We start from the raw sequence: 16,407 nt of genomic DNA on the forward strand, positions 1-16,407 counted from the left end.
CACACCCGCCGAACCAGCAGCGCCACCATCAGCCGGGCCCTCCGCCCCACCGTCAGCTCCGCCGTCCTGCACACCCGCCGAACCAGCAGCGCCACCATCAGCCGGGCCCTCCGCCCCACCGTCAGCTCCGCCGTCCTGCACACCCGCCGAACCAGCAGCGCCACCATCAGCCGGGCCCTCTTGTTGATTCGGATCCTTCTGTGGGTTAGTCATGCTTCCTCCTGAGAATTAGAAAAGCTGAGGTAAGGCACCAGGTACCAGCGCCTGATTGTACGACCGGGCGACGTATATTAGGCACCACCCACCATCACCATATCGCCAGACGGGTTGTCCGAACAGGGTGCGTACCTTGTTCAGATATAAAACCGTCCAGCTGTCGCTGCGCATTTCTTAGGGCACTCCGTGCTCTGAAGACTCGTAGCATCTTCCGGACTTTTATCTTGTCGAACCGGGCCAGGGCGTCGTATCCATAGTAGGAGTGGCCAGAGTGCCCCGCCCTGCAGTCCCGTACGCGACGAAGGTAGAGCTTAATCCGGTGGTTCTTCCGTCTTGTCGTCCTCGACGGGCGGTTTTTCGTCTGTGCTGATGGTTTCGTTTTCCGGCCCCGGGCCGCCGTATCCGCCCTCGATGGTTTCGCCTTGGCCCTGCCGGTCTGACCCCTGCTTCTGCGCCGGTCCTTGCTCCGGTTTTTCTTCGTCATTGCCGCGCATGATCTTCTCCTCCTCTCTCGAAGGTTGGTTCGCGTATTAGCTTATGCACCGGTTGAACTTGAGAACAGGGCCGCCGCCGAAATCTGCAGCTGACATCACGTGTCATCAGCCTCCGCCGCTGCCGGAGGCTGATGGACCGGAAAGCACTCAGCAGCGCTACCCGTTAAGCTTCAGTCTCGTAGCGACCGATTTGAACGCGGTGCCTGGGACACTGCCTGCCTTTGCTCTGCGAACCGTCCGGCGGCGTCGGCGGGCTTGTGGCGCACCATGGAGTGATGTGCAGCCAATCCGCCGGGACCGCCGGCTTCGAATACCTGACGATGCAGCCACAGTGCGTCATCAACGCTGGGATTTTCTGGCTCAAGGGTCGGTCGTGGAGAAGGGCCCGCCATCCCCGCAGAGATGCCCAAGACCTAAGGAGAGCACTCATGACACAGTCCGGAGCTCCCTACGCCGAAACCCGCCAAACTCCCCCTGCTACAGCCTCCCTTCGCGCCCTGCAGGTGACCGCCGCAGTGAGCCTGCTCGCGCTGATCTACCAATTCATCACCGCCGGCAACATCTTTTCCGGCAGTATCGCCGCACTGGACCTCCACGGTGCCGGGGCAATCGCGATGCACGTGATCTTCGGACTGGCCACCGTGGCGGCAGCAGCAGCACATTGGCGTATCCGGCACGCACCGCTGTGGCCCGCAATAGTCACCGCGGTTGTGTTCTTGCTCAGCTTCGTACAAGCGTATCTTGGCAGCGGCGGGACGCTGTGGGCTCACGTGCCTGGCGCGCTGGTGCTCACCATCGGCGTCGTATGGGCCACCTCGTGGTCCTTCAGCCGCAGAGCGCGACGCTGACTGCTCGATAAACGCCTGCCGATTGTTCGGCAGGAAAACAGCCGATGCGCTTGCGGTGATGGAGCAGCCGCCTGCATGGGCCCGCGTGCGTCCGGACCGTATTTGCTGCAGTGCGCGGCGCCAAGGACCCTCCACACCGGCAACCGGGCCGGCGTGAAGTGTGTTCTATAGGTCGACGGTGCGGTTTTCGCCGACGTCGGACTGTCCCCCGGTGGTTTTGGACTTGGCGAATTGGATCATGGTGGCGATGGTGCCGCCGGGTGTGTCCCAGTATTCGGCCGAATCGGCGTCCACCCTGAGGAAGACCAGACCAGGGGTTTCGGGGCCGTCCGGAAACCACGCCTCGACAGCAGGATTCCACAGTTCCCTGGCCTTGGCGGCGTCTTCGACCACCTGCGCCTCACCGCTGACCGAGACCCAGGCACCCCGGCCACCGAAAGAGATGTTGACTCTGGGGTCGACCCGGGCGTGGGCCACCTGGGACGTGTCACGGCTGGTGAAGAACCACATGTCGCCGTCGGATTCGACCTCTTGAAGGGCCAGCGGCCTGCTGACCAGTTGCTGGTCTTCGTTGATAGTGGTGAGCATGCCGATCTTTGAGTCGTTGATCAGGTCCACAACTTTGCGCACGTCTGCAGTTTCAGACATTTGTTCTACCTCCATTTGTGTGGTGAAGCCTTGGTGATTACTGGCTTTAGGAGCAGCCTGGAGAGCAGGCTTTGCCGACGCTGCAGTTGGCCTTCGCGGCCCCGAGATCGTGCACGGAGCGCGATAACAGACTACCCATGACGACACCTGTTCCTAACCGTTCGAAGCTTGTTTATAGTGTTAAAATACACTAAGGCATAGAACTAACAGCTCACTTACTATATCAGTATGTGAACTGGCTATTGTGGACTCACCACCGGTCCACGGCCGGGCCCGTTGAACTGATATACATTTCGGAGTGGAACAACACGAGCTGCGGCCGGGGCCGGCACATCGATGTCGCCAGATGGGAGATTGCTGATGAATATCAGTGACGTGAAGTGGAACGAAGAAGCGCGACAGAAAATCCTGTACGACGCGGATTATGCGCTGCAGCAAGCCCTGCGTGAAGCGGCCCAAACACTGCCGGATGCGAATCGGGACAGGGTGTATGAATTTCTGGTCGGCAAGCTCGAAGGGCAGTTTGTCGACTTTCAGCCCGGCCCGGATCTGGGCGAGTATGCCGGCGCTGTCGCCGCCGGTGACATAAAGTTCGAAGGGTAGGTTGCCATGTCCAGTCATAATCCGGATCCGGAAGATGGCGACCTGACCGGTCTCGAGCCTGGAGGCGGCGTCCCGCCGGGTGAGACGCCTCCGGCCGAGGCCAGTTCCCCCGCGCCGGAGCACGAGCGGGACGACCGGCAGGATAAGAACCACCAGGGCGGTTGGCTGATCGGTACCGGAGCCGTATTCGTCGCCGTGATTGCCGCGGCCATTATCGGCCGGATATTCGGCATTTACTAGCACCGTAGCGTTCACCTGCGCCCTATGGCCGTGGCGCCGGCGGCGTGCCAGACTGGGAAACCCTATAACCACACGCCAGGCGAATAGAACAGAAGGAGAATCAGATGATTGAAAAGCTTCACGACGCAGGAATTACCAGCGCACACGCCTACATTGGCGGGTTCGCATCGATTGGATTATCGCTGCTGTCCTGGCTGACCAGCCGGTCCAAGACCGGTGATTCAAAAGCCCAGGCGGACCGCTGGGGCATTTTTGTCGGGCATTGGGCACCGACCTTCTTCGCCCTCGGCGTGGCGCTGCGACTCGAAGAGAAGAAATAGCCCGAAGACTGGATCCGGGTATCCGAGTGGCGGGGCTCAGATCAGCCCGAGTGCTTTGACTGCGTCGCGTTCCTCGGCCAGTTCAGCCACTGAAGCGTCGATTCTGGTGCTTGAGAAAGCATTGATGTCGACGTCGGAGATGATCTCCCACTGGCCGTCGACGGCACGGCATGGGAACGAGCAGATCAGCCCCTCGGCGATGCCGTAGGAACCATTTGAAACCACTGCTGAGGACGTCCATTCGGTGCCATGCACCCAGTCATAGACATGGTCGATGGCAGCACTCGCGGCCGAGGCCGCTGACGAAGCACCGCGTGCGGTGATGATGGCCGCGCCCCGGTTGGCTACCGTCGGGATAAAAGTATCGGTCAGCCAGGAGTGCTCGACCTGGTCGGCCGCTGGCGCGCCGTTGACCTGCGTGGTGTAGAGGTCGGGGTACTGGGTAGCCGAGTGGTTGCCCCATACTGTCATTTTCTCGATGGCTGTCACCGGCGCCGACAACTTCGCCGCGAGCTGGGACAGGGCCCGGTTATGGTCGAGGCGGGTCATAGCGGTAAACCGTCCGGCCGGTACGTCGGGTGCGTGGCGTTGGGCGATCAGGGCGTTGGTGTTGGCCGGATTGCCGACAACGAGCACCTTAACGTCGTCGGCGGCGTGGTCATTGATCGCCTTGCCCTGCGGGCCGAAAATGCGGCCATTGGCTTCGAGCAGGTCACCACGCTCCATGCCAGCGGCTCGTGGGTTAGCCCCCACCAGCAGCGCAATGTCAGTGCCATCGAATGCAGCCTTCAGGTCATCGGTGACATCAACACCCGCCAGGAGCGGAAAAGCACAGTCCTCGATTTCCATCGCGGTACCCTCAGCCGCTTTCACGCCGGGGCCGACTTCCAGCAGCCGCAACCGAACCGGCACGTGCGGGCCAAGGAGCTGGCCCGAAGCGATCCTAGAGAGCAGGGCGTACCCGATCTGCCCGGCCGCGCCGGTGACAGTGACGGTGACTTCAAATGCCATGACCACATACTAAACGCCGCCGACGCATCCGGCGGCACCGCAGATGGGATTATGCACTTGAGGCAGCCTGCAGGTCTACAGTGGTTCACTACTAAGCACGCTGATATTGTTCTCCGTGGAGCTAGTTTGCGTTATGTGCTTATCGTCCATGGAAGGGCCGGGTCAACTCTGTGACGACCTATCATAAGGTGCTGGTGATCGGCGGTGGCAACGCCGGCATCTCGCTGGCGGCACGCCTTCGCCGTTCGAAGGTCAACGACATTGCCGTCGTCGAACCGTCAAGCCAGCACTATTTCCAGCCGCTGTTCTCCCATATCGGTGCAGGAGCAGCCCGGATGCGCGAAGCTGTGCGCCAACAGGTGGACGTCATGCCTGCCGGGGTGCATTGGATCCGAGGGAAGGCCGTGGACGTTCTGCCCGAATCCAACGTGGTGGTACTCTCCGGAGGTGCGCGGGTCAGCTACGGACACCTCGTGGTGTGTCCCGGTCTCCAACTCGACTGGGATCGGGTCGACGGGCTGGCCGAAGCCATCAGCTCTCCTGCTTGTTCATCCAATTACGATGCCGCGATGGCGTCCAAAACCTGGGAACTGGTGCGCAACCTGCATTCCGGGACGGCCGTCTTCACCCAGCCTTCCGGTCCTGCCAAGTGTGCCGGCGCAGCGCAGAAGATCGCTTACATGGCATGTGACTACTGGCGGGAAGCCGGAGTGCTCCAGGACATCGAAGTGCATCTGGTCGTACCCACCCCCACCGTCTTCGGCATGCCGGACGTGGACGCCGAACTGACACGCAAGATCAGTGAGTACGGCATCACACTGGTGGCCTCCAGCACCTTGGAAGCGGTGCATTCGGATGAGCAGACCGCAGTTTTGGCCGGCCCCGCGGGCATCCGGCAGCTGAGGTACGACCTGCTGCATGTTGTCCCCCCACAATCGGCGCCGGACTGGCTCAAAGCCACCACGCTGCCGGCCGCCGGTGACAACGGCGGTTTCGTGGAGGTGGACCCGGCCACGCTGCGCCACCGGCGCTACAGCAACATCTGGTCACTCGGAGACGCCGCCGGCACCCTCAATTCCAAGGCGGGAGGGGCCATCAGTAAACAAGCCAGGGCGCTGGCCGCAAACCTGCGGGCCGTACTGCGCGGCAAAAAACCGGAGGCCCGCTATAACGGCTACTCGGTATGTCCGTTCACCCTCAGCCGCGGAACCGCGTTCTTCGCCGAATACGACGCCGAATACCGGCCACAGCCCAGTTACCCATTTCTGAAAATGGCTAAAGAGCGGCGTTGGCAATGGATCATGGACCGCCACGTCCTCCCCCAGGTCTACTGGCACCTCATCCTCAAAGGACGGGCCTAGGTCTATGAGTGGAGCATTTTCGGTTGTGGTTCCGGCACCGGTGGACGAGGTTTTTGCCTGGCATGCCCGTGCCGGTGCGATGACGAGACTGACTCCCCCATGGGCGCCGCTGCGGGTTGGATCCGAAGCGTCCTCACTTGAAAGCGGACGTGCGGTGCTGCTGTTGCCCGCCCGGTTGCGGTGGGTTGCCCAACACGACCGTCATGCGTATGTCCTCAACCGGCGTTTCGTCGACGAGATCGCCCCTGTTGGTCTCACCTCACGGGCCCTTCGGGCGGTACTGGGCTGGCGGCATACGCACGAGTTTGAGCAGGTAGACGACTCCCACACGCGTGTGACGGACCGGGTGGAGACCCGGGTGCCGGCGGATGCTTTGGCTCAAACCTTCGCCTACCGCCAGCGGCAGCTGAAAGATGACCTGCAATCCCACCGCTGGGCTGCCGAACGCACACACCCCATGACGGTAGCGGTCACCGGCAGTTCCGGCCTGATCGGCACGGCCCTGACTGCATTTTTGAGTAGCGGCGGCCACCGCGTTATACGACTTGTCCGGCGGGACCCGAGAACACCTGACGAACGCCGCTGGAACCCCTCAGACCCCGACGACGATCTCCTCGATGGCGTTGAGGCGGTGGTTCATCTGGCCGGCGCGTCCATCGCCGGGCGTTTCACCGCCGCGCATAAACGAAACATCCGCCACAGCAGAACCGGCCCCACCCGCCGGCTGGCGGAACTTGCCGCCGCCACCGACGACGGGCCGCACATTTTCATTAGTGCTTCCGGGATCGGGTATTACGGTGCTGACCGCGGCGACGAGCTGCTCACAGAAGACAGCCCGCCCGGGTCCGGGTTCCTCGCCGACACTGTCATCGACTGGGAAAACGCCACCCACGCCGCGCACCAGGCCGGGCTGCGGGTCGTGCACGTGCGCACCGGCGTCGTGCAATCTCCTCGCGGAGGCACCCTACAGATCTTCCGGCCCCTGTTCCAGGCAGGACTCGGCGGCCGGCTGGGCAACGGTGATCAATGGTTGTCGTGGATCGACCTCGACGACCTGATCGACATCTACCTCCGCGCCTTAACCGATACCAACCTCACCGGGCCCGTCAACGCCGTGGCACCGCAACCGGTCCGCAACAGCGAATACACCCACACCCTCGCCTCGGTCCTGCATCGCCCGGCCCTCCTGCCGGTCCCCCGCCTCGGACCCCGCCTCATCCTAGGAAAGCAAGGAGGACAAGAACTGCCCGAAGCCAACCAAAACGTCACCCCCGGCCGGCTCCAAGCAGCCGGACACCGGTTCCGCCACCCCGGACTGGAAGAATCACTACGCCATCAACTCGGCCGGATCCGCTTCGACGGAAATTGAATAATCGAACCGCTACTAACGGATTCGGCCCGCACGGCCACCCGGGTCGAGAGAGCGAAAACCGTCGAGATTTCTGGCCAGGCGATCCATGCTGTGCACAATCGGCGTGTCACCTTCCCGCGCAGATGAGATCAGGTCCTCTAGCTTGGGCCGCTCCGTATCGGCGATGACGAGGCGGAGATGCTCACCGGCGAACGGGAGCCAGCTGCCCAGGCCAAGAAGCAGGCTGCCCTACTTCCCGACCGTCCCGAGGAAGATCGCGTCCTCGTACTCGAATCCCGGCGCGACGGACAGCAGCACCTCGTACGCCTTGTCCGTTGGGACGGCGAAAGGTAGCGAGAGCGACTGTTCCTTGCCAGGCAGGATCTTCCCCTGCCACATGTCCCCGTAACCCTGACCGGAATCGAATACCCGCTCGGCGACCTTCCCGGAGTCCCCATAGTTGACGGTTGTGTAGGCGCCTGCTGGATCGAAAATGCCGTCCGACCCGTTTTCGATAGTGATGTTGAATAGGTGCATCTGCCCGCCGGTTTCGTCCGCCCCGGCGGCATACTGGGATGCTTGGGCCGCACCTTCGTGCGTCACCGTGACGGCGATTCCGTCGTCGTACTCCCATGTCTCGCCAAATTCCACGATCGACTCTTCGACCTCCGGCGCGGGACTGGGGGATTCAGGGGAAGGCTTCGGAGCAGGCGCTGACTCGGCCGCGGGTGAGCTTGCCGGTGCCTGGATAGCCTCTGGCTCGGAACCGGAGGTCTGTTCAGCGCCGGTGGTGCAACCGGTGGCGGCGAGGACAATGCCGCAGGTAATGGCGAAAGTGCTGAGTGATTTCTTCATGGTGTTCCCTTTCAATGTGCCGGCTCATTCCGGCGGTCTGTCTTTACTGTTTGGCCCAGGTCCCGCAGCGGTTGGTGGTGAAGTCCTGCCCCTCGGACAAAGTCACGGTGGGCAGCCCTCCCCCGGGAATTCCGTTGAAAACGATGTCTTCGCTGTTCGTCCCGCTCACATAGATGCTCCAGTAGCAGGAGGAGCGGACGCTGTCGGTGGTCCGGTAGGTGCCCGGCTCGATGTCGACGCCCACTGTCCAGGTGCCTTCGCTGATCGTGTTATTCGCCTTCTCGGCTTCAGCGCCGGCCACAGCCGTCTCGCGTTCCTCCAGCTTCGCCTGAGCTTTCTCAAGCTTCGCCTGCGCCTCCTCGAGCTCGGTCTCGGCCTTCAGGAAATCCACCTCCTGTTGGGCGACCGCGGATTCACGTTCGGCGATGCCGCTGGCAAGCACGTCGTAGTCTTCTTCCAGGACAGCCAGGTCAGACAGCGCCTCGTCCCGCTCCGTCGCCACGGTCGCCACATCGTCGGTGAGCGCTATGTAGGCATCGCTCGACGTCGGATCGGCGGCGGCAGCCCCGGTAAAAGCGCCACCACCAAAGAGCACAAGTCCGACGACGACGGCCGCAGCCGCCCACATCGGCTTGCGGGACCGCTCTTCCGACGGCGGTGCACCGTGCGGCTCTGTTTCCAATTGGTTCAGCATGCTTCCTCCGTGCGAGTCGTTCACTGTGAATTTCGGTGTGCGGAACGGGAAACACCCCCAACTTGTCTCCCGTTCCGCACATTTGCCGGATTACCCGTAGCTAGCTGGCCGACGTCAACAACCTAGAACCCAAACGCGCCGGTCCCATCCTGTTTTGCTGATAACCCGTGTTATCGGCACGCCTTCAAAGTGCTTCTCTGGGTGCGCAGTCCTGGCGACGTCCCCTTCCGGACGAAGCTGTCCTACAGTGGAACCGTGAACAGGTCCAGGCCGCCCGCGGCCGCGGGAAGAACCGCCCGGAGCTGATCAAGAGGAGGTTAGCGAATGGCCCACGGCAACGTGCATGTAGCGCGGATCTATGACGACACGGATGAATCCAAGGGCAAACGTGTCTTGGTGGACCGAGTGTGGCCGCGCGGAATCAAGAAAGAGGATGCGCATCTGGATGAGTGGCTCAAAGATGTTGCCCCGTCGACGGATCTGCGCAAATGGTACGGCCACGATCCAGACCGGTTTGAAGAGTTCAAGAGCCGCTATCGCGACGAACTTGGCTCGGAGGACGGTGAGTCGGCCTTCGAACAGCTGCGGGAGATCGCGGGCAAGGGAGCCATAACCCTTCTCACCGCCAGTAAGGATCTTGATATCAGCCAGGCACGTGTGCTGGCGGATCTGCTGGCCGACTCCCGGTAAGCGGCGCAGCAAAGCCCGTCGACAGCCGCGGCTGGGCACGCGCACCCCCGGCACGAATAGGACTGTGCGGGGGTGCTGTTACTTACTGCGTCAATGTGATTTTCTCGACCATGAACATCGGCACCGTGGTGCTTCCACCGATTTGGGTGTCGTAGCTCAAAGACCCGAGCGATGTTGCCATGATGCGGACTTCATCGTCCGTGATGAAGCCCTGAAGAGCCGGACAATCTCCCACGCCATCTCCGCTTTCTCGGCGGCCGCCGCCTTCTGTGCCTCGGCGTCCTCGCGGGCTGCCGCTTCTTCCGCCGACTCCGCCGTCTCCTCCACGACGGCAGGTGCCGTCTGCGACTCCCCCGCTGGTTCTTCGCCGCCGGCCGTGACCGTTCGAGGTCGGGAGCGGGAAACACGCCCAACTTGTCTCCCGTTCCCGCCGTTTGCCGGAAGGCTGCCGAGGAACCGGCCGACAGCACAAAACCTACGGCCGGGAAACCCTCACCCTTCGCCATGCGCTTGATAACCCTGGTTATCAGTCCGTCGCCCATAATTAAGTCAGTACTGGCCTCTACGCTGGTTCTCAACATCCAAGGACGCAGGAGGCGGTGAGCATGGCACAGTCAGCACAGCTGCGCATCGGCCTTGCCGACATCGCGCTGCTAACCAAGGTCCAGCGTCCGGTGGTGTCGATGTGGCGTTCCCGCAGTAAAGGGTCAGACACGCCCTTCCCGGAACCAGCCGGCGTCGCCAACGGCCGGGAACTCTTCGAAGCCGGCCAGATCGTGGATTGGCTCGCCGACACCGGCCGCGGAAACAACGCGGATGCCGCCGAGGATGTCTCCGCCTTCGCCTTCATGGAGCACTTCCGGCCGCACTCCCCCAGGATTTTCGATGGCGTCACGTCGCTGCTGACGCTGCGCCAACTATTGGGCAGTTCCATCGGCATGATGACCACCGACGAGCTGATGGATGCAGCGGATGAATCCGACCCAGACGACACCTTCCTCTACACCGAACTGGAGGCCTTGGGCGAGGACCTTTCCAGCCTGGCCATCTACGCGGATCTGCTCGCCGAAGGCGCCTACAGCACGGAAGCCGCGTTCGAGAACCTGATGAACAACCGCTTCCGCGCCGGCATCCGCGAGCAGTCCGACGTTGCCCTCACCGACACAGTCATCGAACTGGTGGCCGCGGCCGCCGTCGAACTGTCCAGCGAAACGGCAGAAGGCCGCCTGTTCGCCGACACCACCGAAGGTGGCAGCGACCTGTTGATGGGCATCGTCTCCGCAGTACAGGAAGCCGCGCCGCTCACCTTGGTGACCAGGAACGACGACGGCGGCGCGTCCCGCCTCGTGCGGCGGCGGCTGCGAGTCCACGACCTGCACCGGCAGGATCTGCGGGTGGACGATTCCGGCCAGTTCGAGCTCGAGGGCCGGTGGTTCATGTCGCCCAGTACCCGCCGCCCGGCGAGACCGAAATGTCGGCGCTGCACCATCCGGCAGCGAGCCTTCTCCGAGCGGATCACCGAGCTGATGAACAAGTACACCAACCAGCAGCTCACTTCAGCTGAAGTCATCGCCGAACTCGTGGCCATGGCGCAGGAGGTTGTCGATGAAGCCAGTCGTGGCGCCCGGTTCTCACCTCCGCTGAACGAGGACGAACTGGCCTTCTACGATGCCGTCTCACAGAATGAGTCCGCCGTCGAGGTCCAAGGCGAAGGTATCCTAGCCGAGATCGCCCGGCAGTTGGTTGGCGTAATGCGCCGCGATGTCAGTACCGACTGGACCGTGCGTGACGACGTCCAAGCCAAGCTCCGCTCCTCCATCAAACGCTTACTCGTCATCAACGGCTATCCGCCAGACAAACAACCGGCCGCCATCAAGCTGGTGATGGAGCAGATGGATTCCATGGGGCCGCTGTATGCGAAGGGACTGTGTTTAGCCTCGTCTCGGTGAGCTGAAGACTCGCCGCCGAGTCCGCTCTTCAAGAGCGTTCCATCACCCAGTAGACTTTGATATACGGATAAACAAAAGTTCGCGGCAAATCTGAAGTACGCCACGGGCACAGGAAAGGGGTTTGGAATGGCGCAGTCGCTTTCCACGGGGTCGGGCGTAGTGCTGAATCTCATTCGATCCGGGCAGGCCACCACCCGGAATGATCTCCTCGAACGTCTGGGATGGTCCAGGATCACTCTTGCCCGGCGGCTTGAGGAACTCCTTCAGACTTCTATCATCATGGGCGTCGGCCAATTGGATTCCCGCGGAGGTCGGCCTCCGGAGACATTTGCCGTGAACCCAGATGCGGGGGTACTACTTGCCCTGGATATCAGCGGATCCCACAGTATGGTCGCGATCACGGATCTGGTGTCAAGGGTCCTCAGCGTTGACGAGGCGGACATCGGCCCAGACGACGGTCCGGTCGAGATATTCGAGTGGGCCGGCCAGGTGTTTGATTTCATGCTGGAGCGGCTCGGCAAGGCGCGGACGGACGTGGTGGGTATCGGGGTCGGCGTTCCTGGACCCGTTGACGTGGCGAGCGGGCGCTTGGCCTCACCGCAGCTCGACAGGCAGTGGGATGGCGTGCTGGTCAGGGACTACTTCGCTAACAGATATGGTCATGCGGTCTTCGCTGTTGACCGTGACGTGAACGTCATGACGCTGGCAGAAGCCCGGCGCGGGAGTGTCCGGTACCGAGACATCGTTGGGGTGAAGGCCGGCATCGGAACTGGAGTGGGTTTCGTGCTCGATGGGTCGGTGTACCGGGGTGCACGCGGAGGTGCCGGAGACCTTAGCCGGCCCCGTCCCGGAGGTGGAAGGCTCCAGCGATTGGAAGCGGTTGCCAGCGGGGCAGTGATCCGGGCGGAGCTGCTCGCGCGCGGATACAAGGTCAGAACCGGTGCGGACATTGTCGACCTGGCCCTGGATGGAGACTACAGAACCCTGACACTGCTGACTGAGACGGGGACTGTTCTCGGGCAGGCCCTGTCCGACATCGTTGGACTGGTCAACCCCGAAGCCGTTGTTGTCGGCGGAAACCTAGCGGCAGCCGGTGAAGCGTTCCTGACGCCCATTCGTGAGGCGATCTTCGCGGGAGCGCGCGACTTCGCCACCAAAGACCTGATCGTGGAACGCTCCAGTCTCGGAGCAGTCGCAGGCCTCACCGGAGCTTCATTGCTCGCCCAGGATGCTCTGTTCGAGGCTGACCGGATCAGCCGGCTCACTCACGCTGGCTTGGCTTCACTGGCAATTGCGGCCAATTAGGGAAATCCCGAGCCCGGAGAAATTAACTTTGGGATACTTATAGACAAAAGCCTCGAATGTCGATAACGTGGTACAGGTCACATCAACTTGTGGCGTGTTTATCTAAGGACCTTCATCGTGGCTTTGAATCTCGCCGAAGAATTATCATCTATTACCACCAATGTGACCGCCTCAGACTGGATGGAAGCGATCCGTTTGGCTGGATCCGGGCTCGTCGCCGGCGGAGTCGCAACGGATGATTACACAGACCAGATGATTGCCGCTGTTGAAGAGCACGGACCATACATTGTGATTGCACCCGGAGTCGCTCTGGCCCACGCCCGTCCGTCCGAAGCGGTGCTCAAGGAAGGACTCAGCTGGGTGAGCCTGGCGTCCCCTATCGAGTTCGGGCACAAGGCGAACGATCCTGTCTCACTGGTCATCGGCCTCGCGGCGTTGAACCACACCTCACACATCGAACTCCTCAAAGCCATAGCCGCTGTCCTCTCGAATCCGGCTGCCAGAAGGCGTCTCGATGCTGCCACCAGCAAGGAAGAAGTCCGTTCCATCCTTACTGATCTGGCCCTAACCAACTAGTTGCCCCTCCCACCGGAAATTTATTGAAAGGTTCGACCATGAAGATTGTCGCAGTATGCGGAATGGGTGTTGGCACATCAGTGCTCCTAAAAATGAATGCCGAAAAAGTCTTAGCCGATCTCGGTCTTGACGCCGACGTCGAAGCAGCGGACATCGGAGTCGCCCGCGGCGCCGCCCAGACCGCCGACATCGTCCTGACATCGGATGAACTGGCGCCCGAGATTGGCGACGTTCCTGCTCAGGTGATCGTTATTGACAACTTTTTCGATCTCGAAGAGATCAGTAAGAAGCTGTCCGAAACCTTGCGCTGATTTGGCCCAAGTCCGTTACTTATAAGTTCGTCAGCAAGAGGAGATCCACCGTGGAATGGCTAGTCGTCGTATTAACTTTTATAGGGCAGCAGATTCTTAATGTGCCCGCATACCTGATCGGCATCATTACTGCCATAGGCCTCATTGCACTGCGAAAAAACTCTGGGCAGGTAATAGGTGGTGCTCTGAAAGCCGCGCTTGGATTCCTCATACTCGGGGCGGGCGCAACCGTGGTTACCGCTTCGCTGGACCCTCTGGGAGCCCTTATCTTCTCGGTCACCGGAGCTCAGGGTGTCATTCCCACGAATGAGGTCATCACCGCCATGGCACAGGAGCAGTTCGGAGCACAGAGTGCCTACGTCCTTACACTCGGCTTCCTCGTCATGCTGGTACTCGCACGTTTGACGCCCCTGAAGTACGTATTCCTTACTGGCCACCACATGGTGTTCATGGCGACCCTGCTCACTGTGGTCTTATCCGTGGGACTCGGCGAAGACCTCGGCTGGCTCGTCGTCGGCATCGGTGCGATATTGCTGGGCGTGATCATGGTGGTTATGCCCGCCTTCATCCACCCTTGGACCAAGAAAGTCACGGGCAACGACACCATCGCGATCGGCCACTTCGGAACACTCGGTTATCTCGCAGCCGGGGCCGCTGGCGGCGCCGTCGGCCGGCGCAGCCACTCCACTGAAGCCATCAACTTTCCACAAGGGCTGAAGTTTCTCCGGGACTCAATGGTTGCCACCGCTTTATCGATGGTGCTAATTTACCTGGTTTTCAGCATCTGGGGTCTGATCGCTCTCCCGCTCGAGGAAGCACTGGCGATCTTCGAAGTTGCTGACGCTGGAGCATTCATTATGACCGGATTTGGCCAAGCTCTGCAGTTCGGTGTCGGCGTCGCCGTCATTCTGTATGGCGTTCGTACTGTCCTCGGAGAGCTAGTGCCAGCGTTCCAGGGCATCGCGCAGAAGGTAGTTCCCGGTGCCAAGCCCGCGCTGGATATCCCAATCGTCTTCCCCTTCGGGGCAAACGCGGTCCTGATCGGGTTCCTCAGCTCCTTCGCTGGCGGATTGGCCGCCCTTGGGCTGCTCGCGGTGTGGCTCAACCCGGCTTTTGGCCTTGCCCTGATACTGCCGGGAATGGTCCCCCACTTCTTCACCGGCGGCGGCGCCGGCGTCTACGGCAATGCAGCCGGAGGACGCCTGGGTGCGGTTGTCGGCGGCTTCATCAATGGTGTCATCATCACCATCCTGCCCGCAGTGCTCCTTCTCGTGCTCGGAGACCTCGGCCTGGCCAACAGCACCTTCGGCGATGCCGACTTCGGATGGTTCGGCACCCTGATTGGAATCAGCCTCCAAGGCGGTACGGCATCCAGCGTAGTGCTAACCATCCTCATCGCTGTGGTGCTGGTTGTCGCTGCCATTATCTTCCAGCGCAAGGTCGTCGACACCGGCTGGACACCCGGAGCGAACCGCGACGCTTGGCTCGCCGAGGCAAAGGCCGCAGAACAAGCAGAGGCAGCCGAGGAATCCAATGCTGAGGCGAAAACGCCTCAGAAGAACAAAGCGTAAAAGGAAACTACCGCTGAGTACCCCAGATTCAACGACTGCAAACTGCTCAACGGATCAATCCGGAGGACGCGATTCTTATTTGGACACGTCGAGGACCACTTTCCATCGTGTCCGACGGCACCGGCATGCTCAGATGAAGCTGACCAGGACGCTGGCGATGACCACGGAGCCGGAGGTTACGGAGGTGAAACCGCCGACAAGCATCGGGGGCAGCATGGCGTCGGTGAGTTGTTTGCGCTCCGTCTCATCCCGGCCCACGGAGCGGGCAACCTCGCTGGTCAGCAGGTAGTCGGCCGGAAAGCCGTACATCGCCGTCAACGCAACGGACATACCCAGTCCCGACTTCCAGCGCAGCAGCTTGGTGGCGATAAAGCCGCCGAGCATGATGCCGCCGAACCCGATGACGAGGATGACGAGCATCGGCACGATAGCTGCGATCACATCCGAGAGTGATGCGGTGATCAGCGGCGCCATGACGATCGCGATCACGCCGGCCATGGCGATGCCGAACGAGTTGGAGCGTTCCAGCGTACGTTCCGGAGTGAGTCCGATGGCGGTCGAAGCGATGCCCAGGAGGAGCGCGAGGATCGAGGCCGGGATGTGCGTGGGAACCGCCAGCAGTGCAGCCAGGGAACCGCCGACCAGGACCAAGAAGAGGATGAAGAGCTCGTTGTGGGCGAGCATCTCCGGCAATGTGACGAGCTTTTTCTTGGTGCCAGTCTTCTGCTTCGTACTTACTGCCCCTCCCGGCCCGTTTTCAGCATCGTTGCGCTCGGCATGGCCACCTTCGGCCTGGGCATTCTCTGCGAGCTTGGCGAGCTCACCGCTGTCCCGGAGGTTGATGGCGAACCGGCGCAGCAGGAAGTTCGTCATCGGCATCGCGGGCAGCGACTGCATCATGAGGACGAGTGAAGGCAGGACAACGATTATGGATGAGACCCCGGCTGCTTTGAGCCCGTCGGTTGTCAGGCTGGTCGCAACAATGCCACCGGCGAGCGGGCCAGCTCCGGCAACAAAATAATTGAAACCAAACAGCGGAAGCACGACGAGTGCCAGCGCACCGACTGCTACGAGCATTCCCGAAAGCGCGATGATCACCGAGCGCCATTGCTGCAGCAGTGTCGGAAGGGGAATCAGCGAGCCCATGTGGAAGAGCAGGGGCAGGACGAGGATCGTGTAAGCCTGTGGGAGCAGTGAATCTTCGACGACGGTGTCCGGCACGAGGCCGAGCTGGGCGACGACGAAGATGCCCAGCATCGCGACCAAGAGGCTGGGCACGCGGGCTTTGGTCTTGAGCGAGATGAGTTCGCCGAGTGCGATGAATGCCAGCACGATGGCTGCGCTGTAGATCGGTTCCATGAGTG

At 61.6% G+C, this 16,407-nt stretch carries 20 protein-coding genes and 1 pseudogene; 12 read left to right on the forward strand and 9 right to left on the reverse strand.

Features of this window, described 5'->3' with window-relative positions:
- The coding region (locus tag ACX80B_RS12915; RefSeq protein WP_459296765.1) for a hypothetical protein at window positions 1-213 on the reverse strand (213 nt) is incomplete at its 3' end.
- 314 nt (window positions 214-527) lie between these two features.
- Complete coding sequence (locus ACX80B_RS12920; RefSeq protein ID WP_459296767.1) at window positions 528-710, reverse strand: hypothetical protein; 183 nt, start codon at window positions 708-710, stop codon at window positions 528-530.
- A gap of 428 nt (window positions 711-1,138) precedes the next feature.
- On the opposite strand from ACX80B_RS12920, the gene ACX80B_RS12925 reads away from it, so the two are divergent.
- Entirely contained in the window at window positions 1,139-1,558 is a 420-nt protein-coding gene (locus ACX80B_RS12925) for a hypothetical protein (protein ID WP_459296769.1), read from the forward strand.
- Window positions 1,559-1,723: 165 nt separating this feature from the next.
- On the opposite strand, the gene ACX80B_RS12930 is transcribed toward ACX80B_RS12925, so the two are convergent.
- On the reverse strand, window positions 1,724-2,206 hold the full coding sequence (locus tag ACX80B_RS12930; protein WP_459296771.1) for a pyridoxamine 5'-phosphate oxidase family protein: 483 nt from the start codon (window positions 2,204-2,206) through the stop codon (window positions 1,724-1,726).
- Window positions 2,207-2,566: 360 nt separating this feature from the next.
- Here ACX80B_RS12930 and ACX80B_RS12935 point away from each other — a divergent pair, with 360 nt between their 5' ends.
- From ACX80B_RS12935 to ACX80B_RS12945, 3 genes are all read left to right on the forward strand, one after another.
- Window positions 2,567-2,809: a hypothetical protein gene (locus ACX80B_RS12935; protein ID WP_459296773.1), complete on the forward strand. Its 243-nt coding sequence runs from the start codon at window positions 2,567-2,569 to the stop codon at window positions 2,807-2,809.
- A 6-nt stretch (window positions 2,810-2,815) separates the two neighbouring features.
- A complete protein-coding gene (locus tag ACX80B_RS12940) occupies window positions 2,816-3,049 on the forward strand; it encodes a DUF6480 family protein (RefSeq protein ID WP_459296775.1) in 234 nt (77 codons plus the stop codon).
- 104 nt (window positions 3,050-3,153) lie between these two features.
- Complete coding sequence (locus tag ACX80B_RS12945; protein WP_459296777.1) at window positions 3,154-3,369, forward strand: hypothetical protein; 216 nt, start codon at window positions 3,154-3,156, stop codon at window positions 3,367-3,369.
- A 36-nt stretch (window positions 3,370-3,405) separates the two neighbouring features.
- Here ACX80B_RS12945 and ACX80B_RS12950 read toward each other — a convergent pair whose 3' ends face one another.
- Window positions 3,406-4,380, reverse strand: a complete 975-nt coding sequence (locus ACX80B_RS12950) for a malate dehydrogenase (RefSeq protein WP_459296779.1) — start codon at window positions 4,378-4,380, stop codon at window positions 3,406-3,408.
- A 170-nt stretch (window positions 4,381-4,550) separates the two neighbouring features.
- On the opposite strand from ACX80B_RS12950, the gene ACX80B_RS12955 reads away from it, so the two are divergent.
- Both ACX80B_RS12955 and ACX80B_RS12960 read left to right on the forward strand, forming a co-directional pair.
- A complete protein-coding gene (locus tag ACX80B_RS12955; protein ID WP_459296781.1) occupies window positions 4,551-5,741 on the forward strand; it encodes an NAD(P)/FAD-dependent oxidoreductase in 1,191 nt (396 codons plus the stop codon).
- Window positions 5,742-5,745: 4 nt separating this feature from the next.
- Window positions 5,746-7,110, forward strand: coding sequence for a TIGR01777 family oxidoreductase (locus ACX80B_RS12960; RefSeq protein WP_459296783.1), 1,365 nt, complete (start codon window positions 5,746-5,748; stop codon window positions 7,108-7,110).
- A 15-nt stretch (window positions 7,111-7,125) separates the two neighbouring features.
- On the opposite strand, the gene ACX80B_RS12965 is transcribed toward ACX80B_RS12960, so the two are convergent.
- Genes ACX80B_RS12965 through ACX80B_RS12975 form a run of 3 tightly spaced genes read right to left on the reverse strand, consistent with a single transcriptional unit; the run spans window position 7,126 to window position 8,641 of the window.
- The gene (locus tag ACX80B_RS12965) at window positions 7,126-7,335 is read right to left on the reverse strand and encodes a recombinase family protein (protein WP_459297260.1); all 210 of its coding nucleotides are present in this window, start codon (window positions 7,333-7,335) and stop codon (window positions 7,126-7,128) included.
- 6 nt (window positions 7,336-7,341) lie between these two features.
- A complete protein-coding gene (locus ACX80B_RS12970) occupies window positions 7,342-7,947 on the reverse strand; it encodes a hypothetical protein (RefSeq protein ID WP_459296785.1) in 606 nt (201 codons plus the stop codon).
- 43 nt (window positions 7,948-7,990) lie between these two features.
- A complete protein-coding gene (locus ACX80B_RS12975) occupies window positions 7,991-8,641 on the reverse strand; it encodes a hypothetical protein (protein ID WP_459296787.1) in 651 nt (216 codons plus the stop codon).
- Between the two features lie 324 nt (window positions 8,642-8,965).
- Between ACX80B_RS12975 and ACX80B_RS12980 the strand changes: the two genes are divergently transcribed.
- Window positions 8,966-9,331: a DUF488 domain-containing protein gene (locus tag ACX80B_RS12980; RefSeq protein WP_459296789.1), complete on the forward strand. Its 366-nt coding sequence runs from the start codon at window positions 8,966-8,968 to the stop codon at window positions 9,329-9,331.
- Window positions 9,332-9,413: 82 nt separating this feature from the next.
- Here ACX80B_RS12980 and ACX80B_RS12985 read toward each other — a convergent pair whose 3' ends face one another.
- The gene (locus tag ACX80B_RS12985; RefSeq protein ID WP_459296791.1) at window positions 9,414-9,566 is read right to left on the reverse strand and encodes a hypothetical protein; all 153 of its coding nucleotides are present in this window, start codon (window positions 9,564-9,566) and stop codon (window positions 9,414-9,416) included.
- Between the two features lie 1,240 nt (window positions 9,567-10,806).
- Here ACX80B_RS12985 and ACX80B_RS12990 point away from each other — a divergent pair.
- The 5 genes and pseudogenes from ACX80B_RS12990 to ACX80B_RS13010 all read left to right on the forward strand — a co-directional run.
- A pseudogene (locus ACX80B_RS12990) lies at window positions 10,807-11,280 on the forward strand (type I restriction enzyme endonuclease domain-containing protein); the annotation flags it as partial.
- A gap of 126 nt (window positions 11,281-11,406) precedes the next feature.
- Window positions 11,407-12,585, forward strand: a complete 1,179-nt coding sequence (locus ACX80B_RS12995; RefSeq protein WP_459296793.1) for an ROK family protein — start codon at window positions 11,407-11,409, stop codon at window positions 12,583-12,585.
- Between the two features lie 117 nt (window positions 12,586-12,702).
- Window positions 12,703-13,161 carry a PTS sugar transporter subunit IIA gene (locus tag ACX80B_RS13000; protein ID WP_459296795.1) on the forward strand — a complete coding sequence of 153 codons (459 nt, stop codon included), beginning with the start codon at window positions 12,703-12,705 and terminating at the stop codon, window positions 13,159-13,161.
- 38 nt (window positions 13,162-13,199) lie between these two features.
- Window positions 13,200-13,472, forward strand: coding sequence for a PTS sugar transporter subunit IIB (locus tag ACX80B_RS13005; protein WP_459296797.1), 273 nt, complete (start codon window positions 13,200-13,202; stop codon window positions 13,470-13,472).
- 50 nt (window positions 13,473-13,522) lie between these two features.
- The gene (locus tag ACX80B_RS13010; RefSeq protein ID WP_459296799.1) at window positions 13,523-15,043 is read left to right on the forward strand and encodes a PTS ascorbate transporter subunit IIC; all 1,521 of its coding nucleotides are present in this window, start codon (window positions 13,523-13,525) and stop codon (window positions 15,041-15,043) included.
- Window positions 15,044-15,172: 129 nt separating this feature from the next.
- Here the strand turns inward: ACX80B_RS13010 and ACX80B_RS13015 are convergent, their stop codons facing one another.
- The gene (locus tag ACX80B_RS13015; protein ID WP_459296801.1) at window positions 15,173-16,402 is read right to left on the reverse strand and encodes a hypothetical protein; all 1,230 of its coding nucleotides are present in this window, start codon (window positions 16,400-16,402) and stop codon (window positions 15,173-15,175) included.
- Window positions 16,403-16,407 lie beyond the last annotated feature (5 nt).

This window comes from Arthrobacter monumenti (assembly GCF_054511255.1).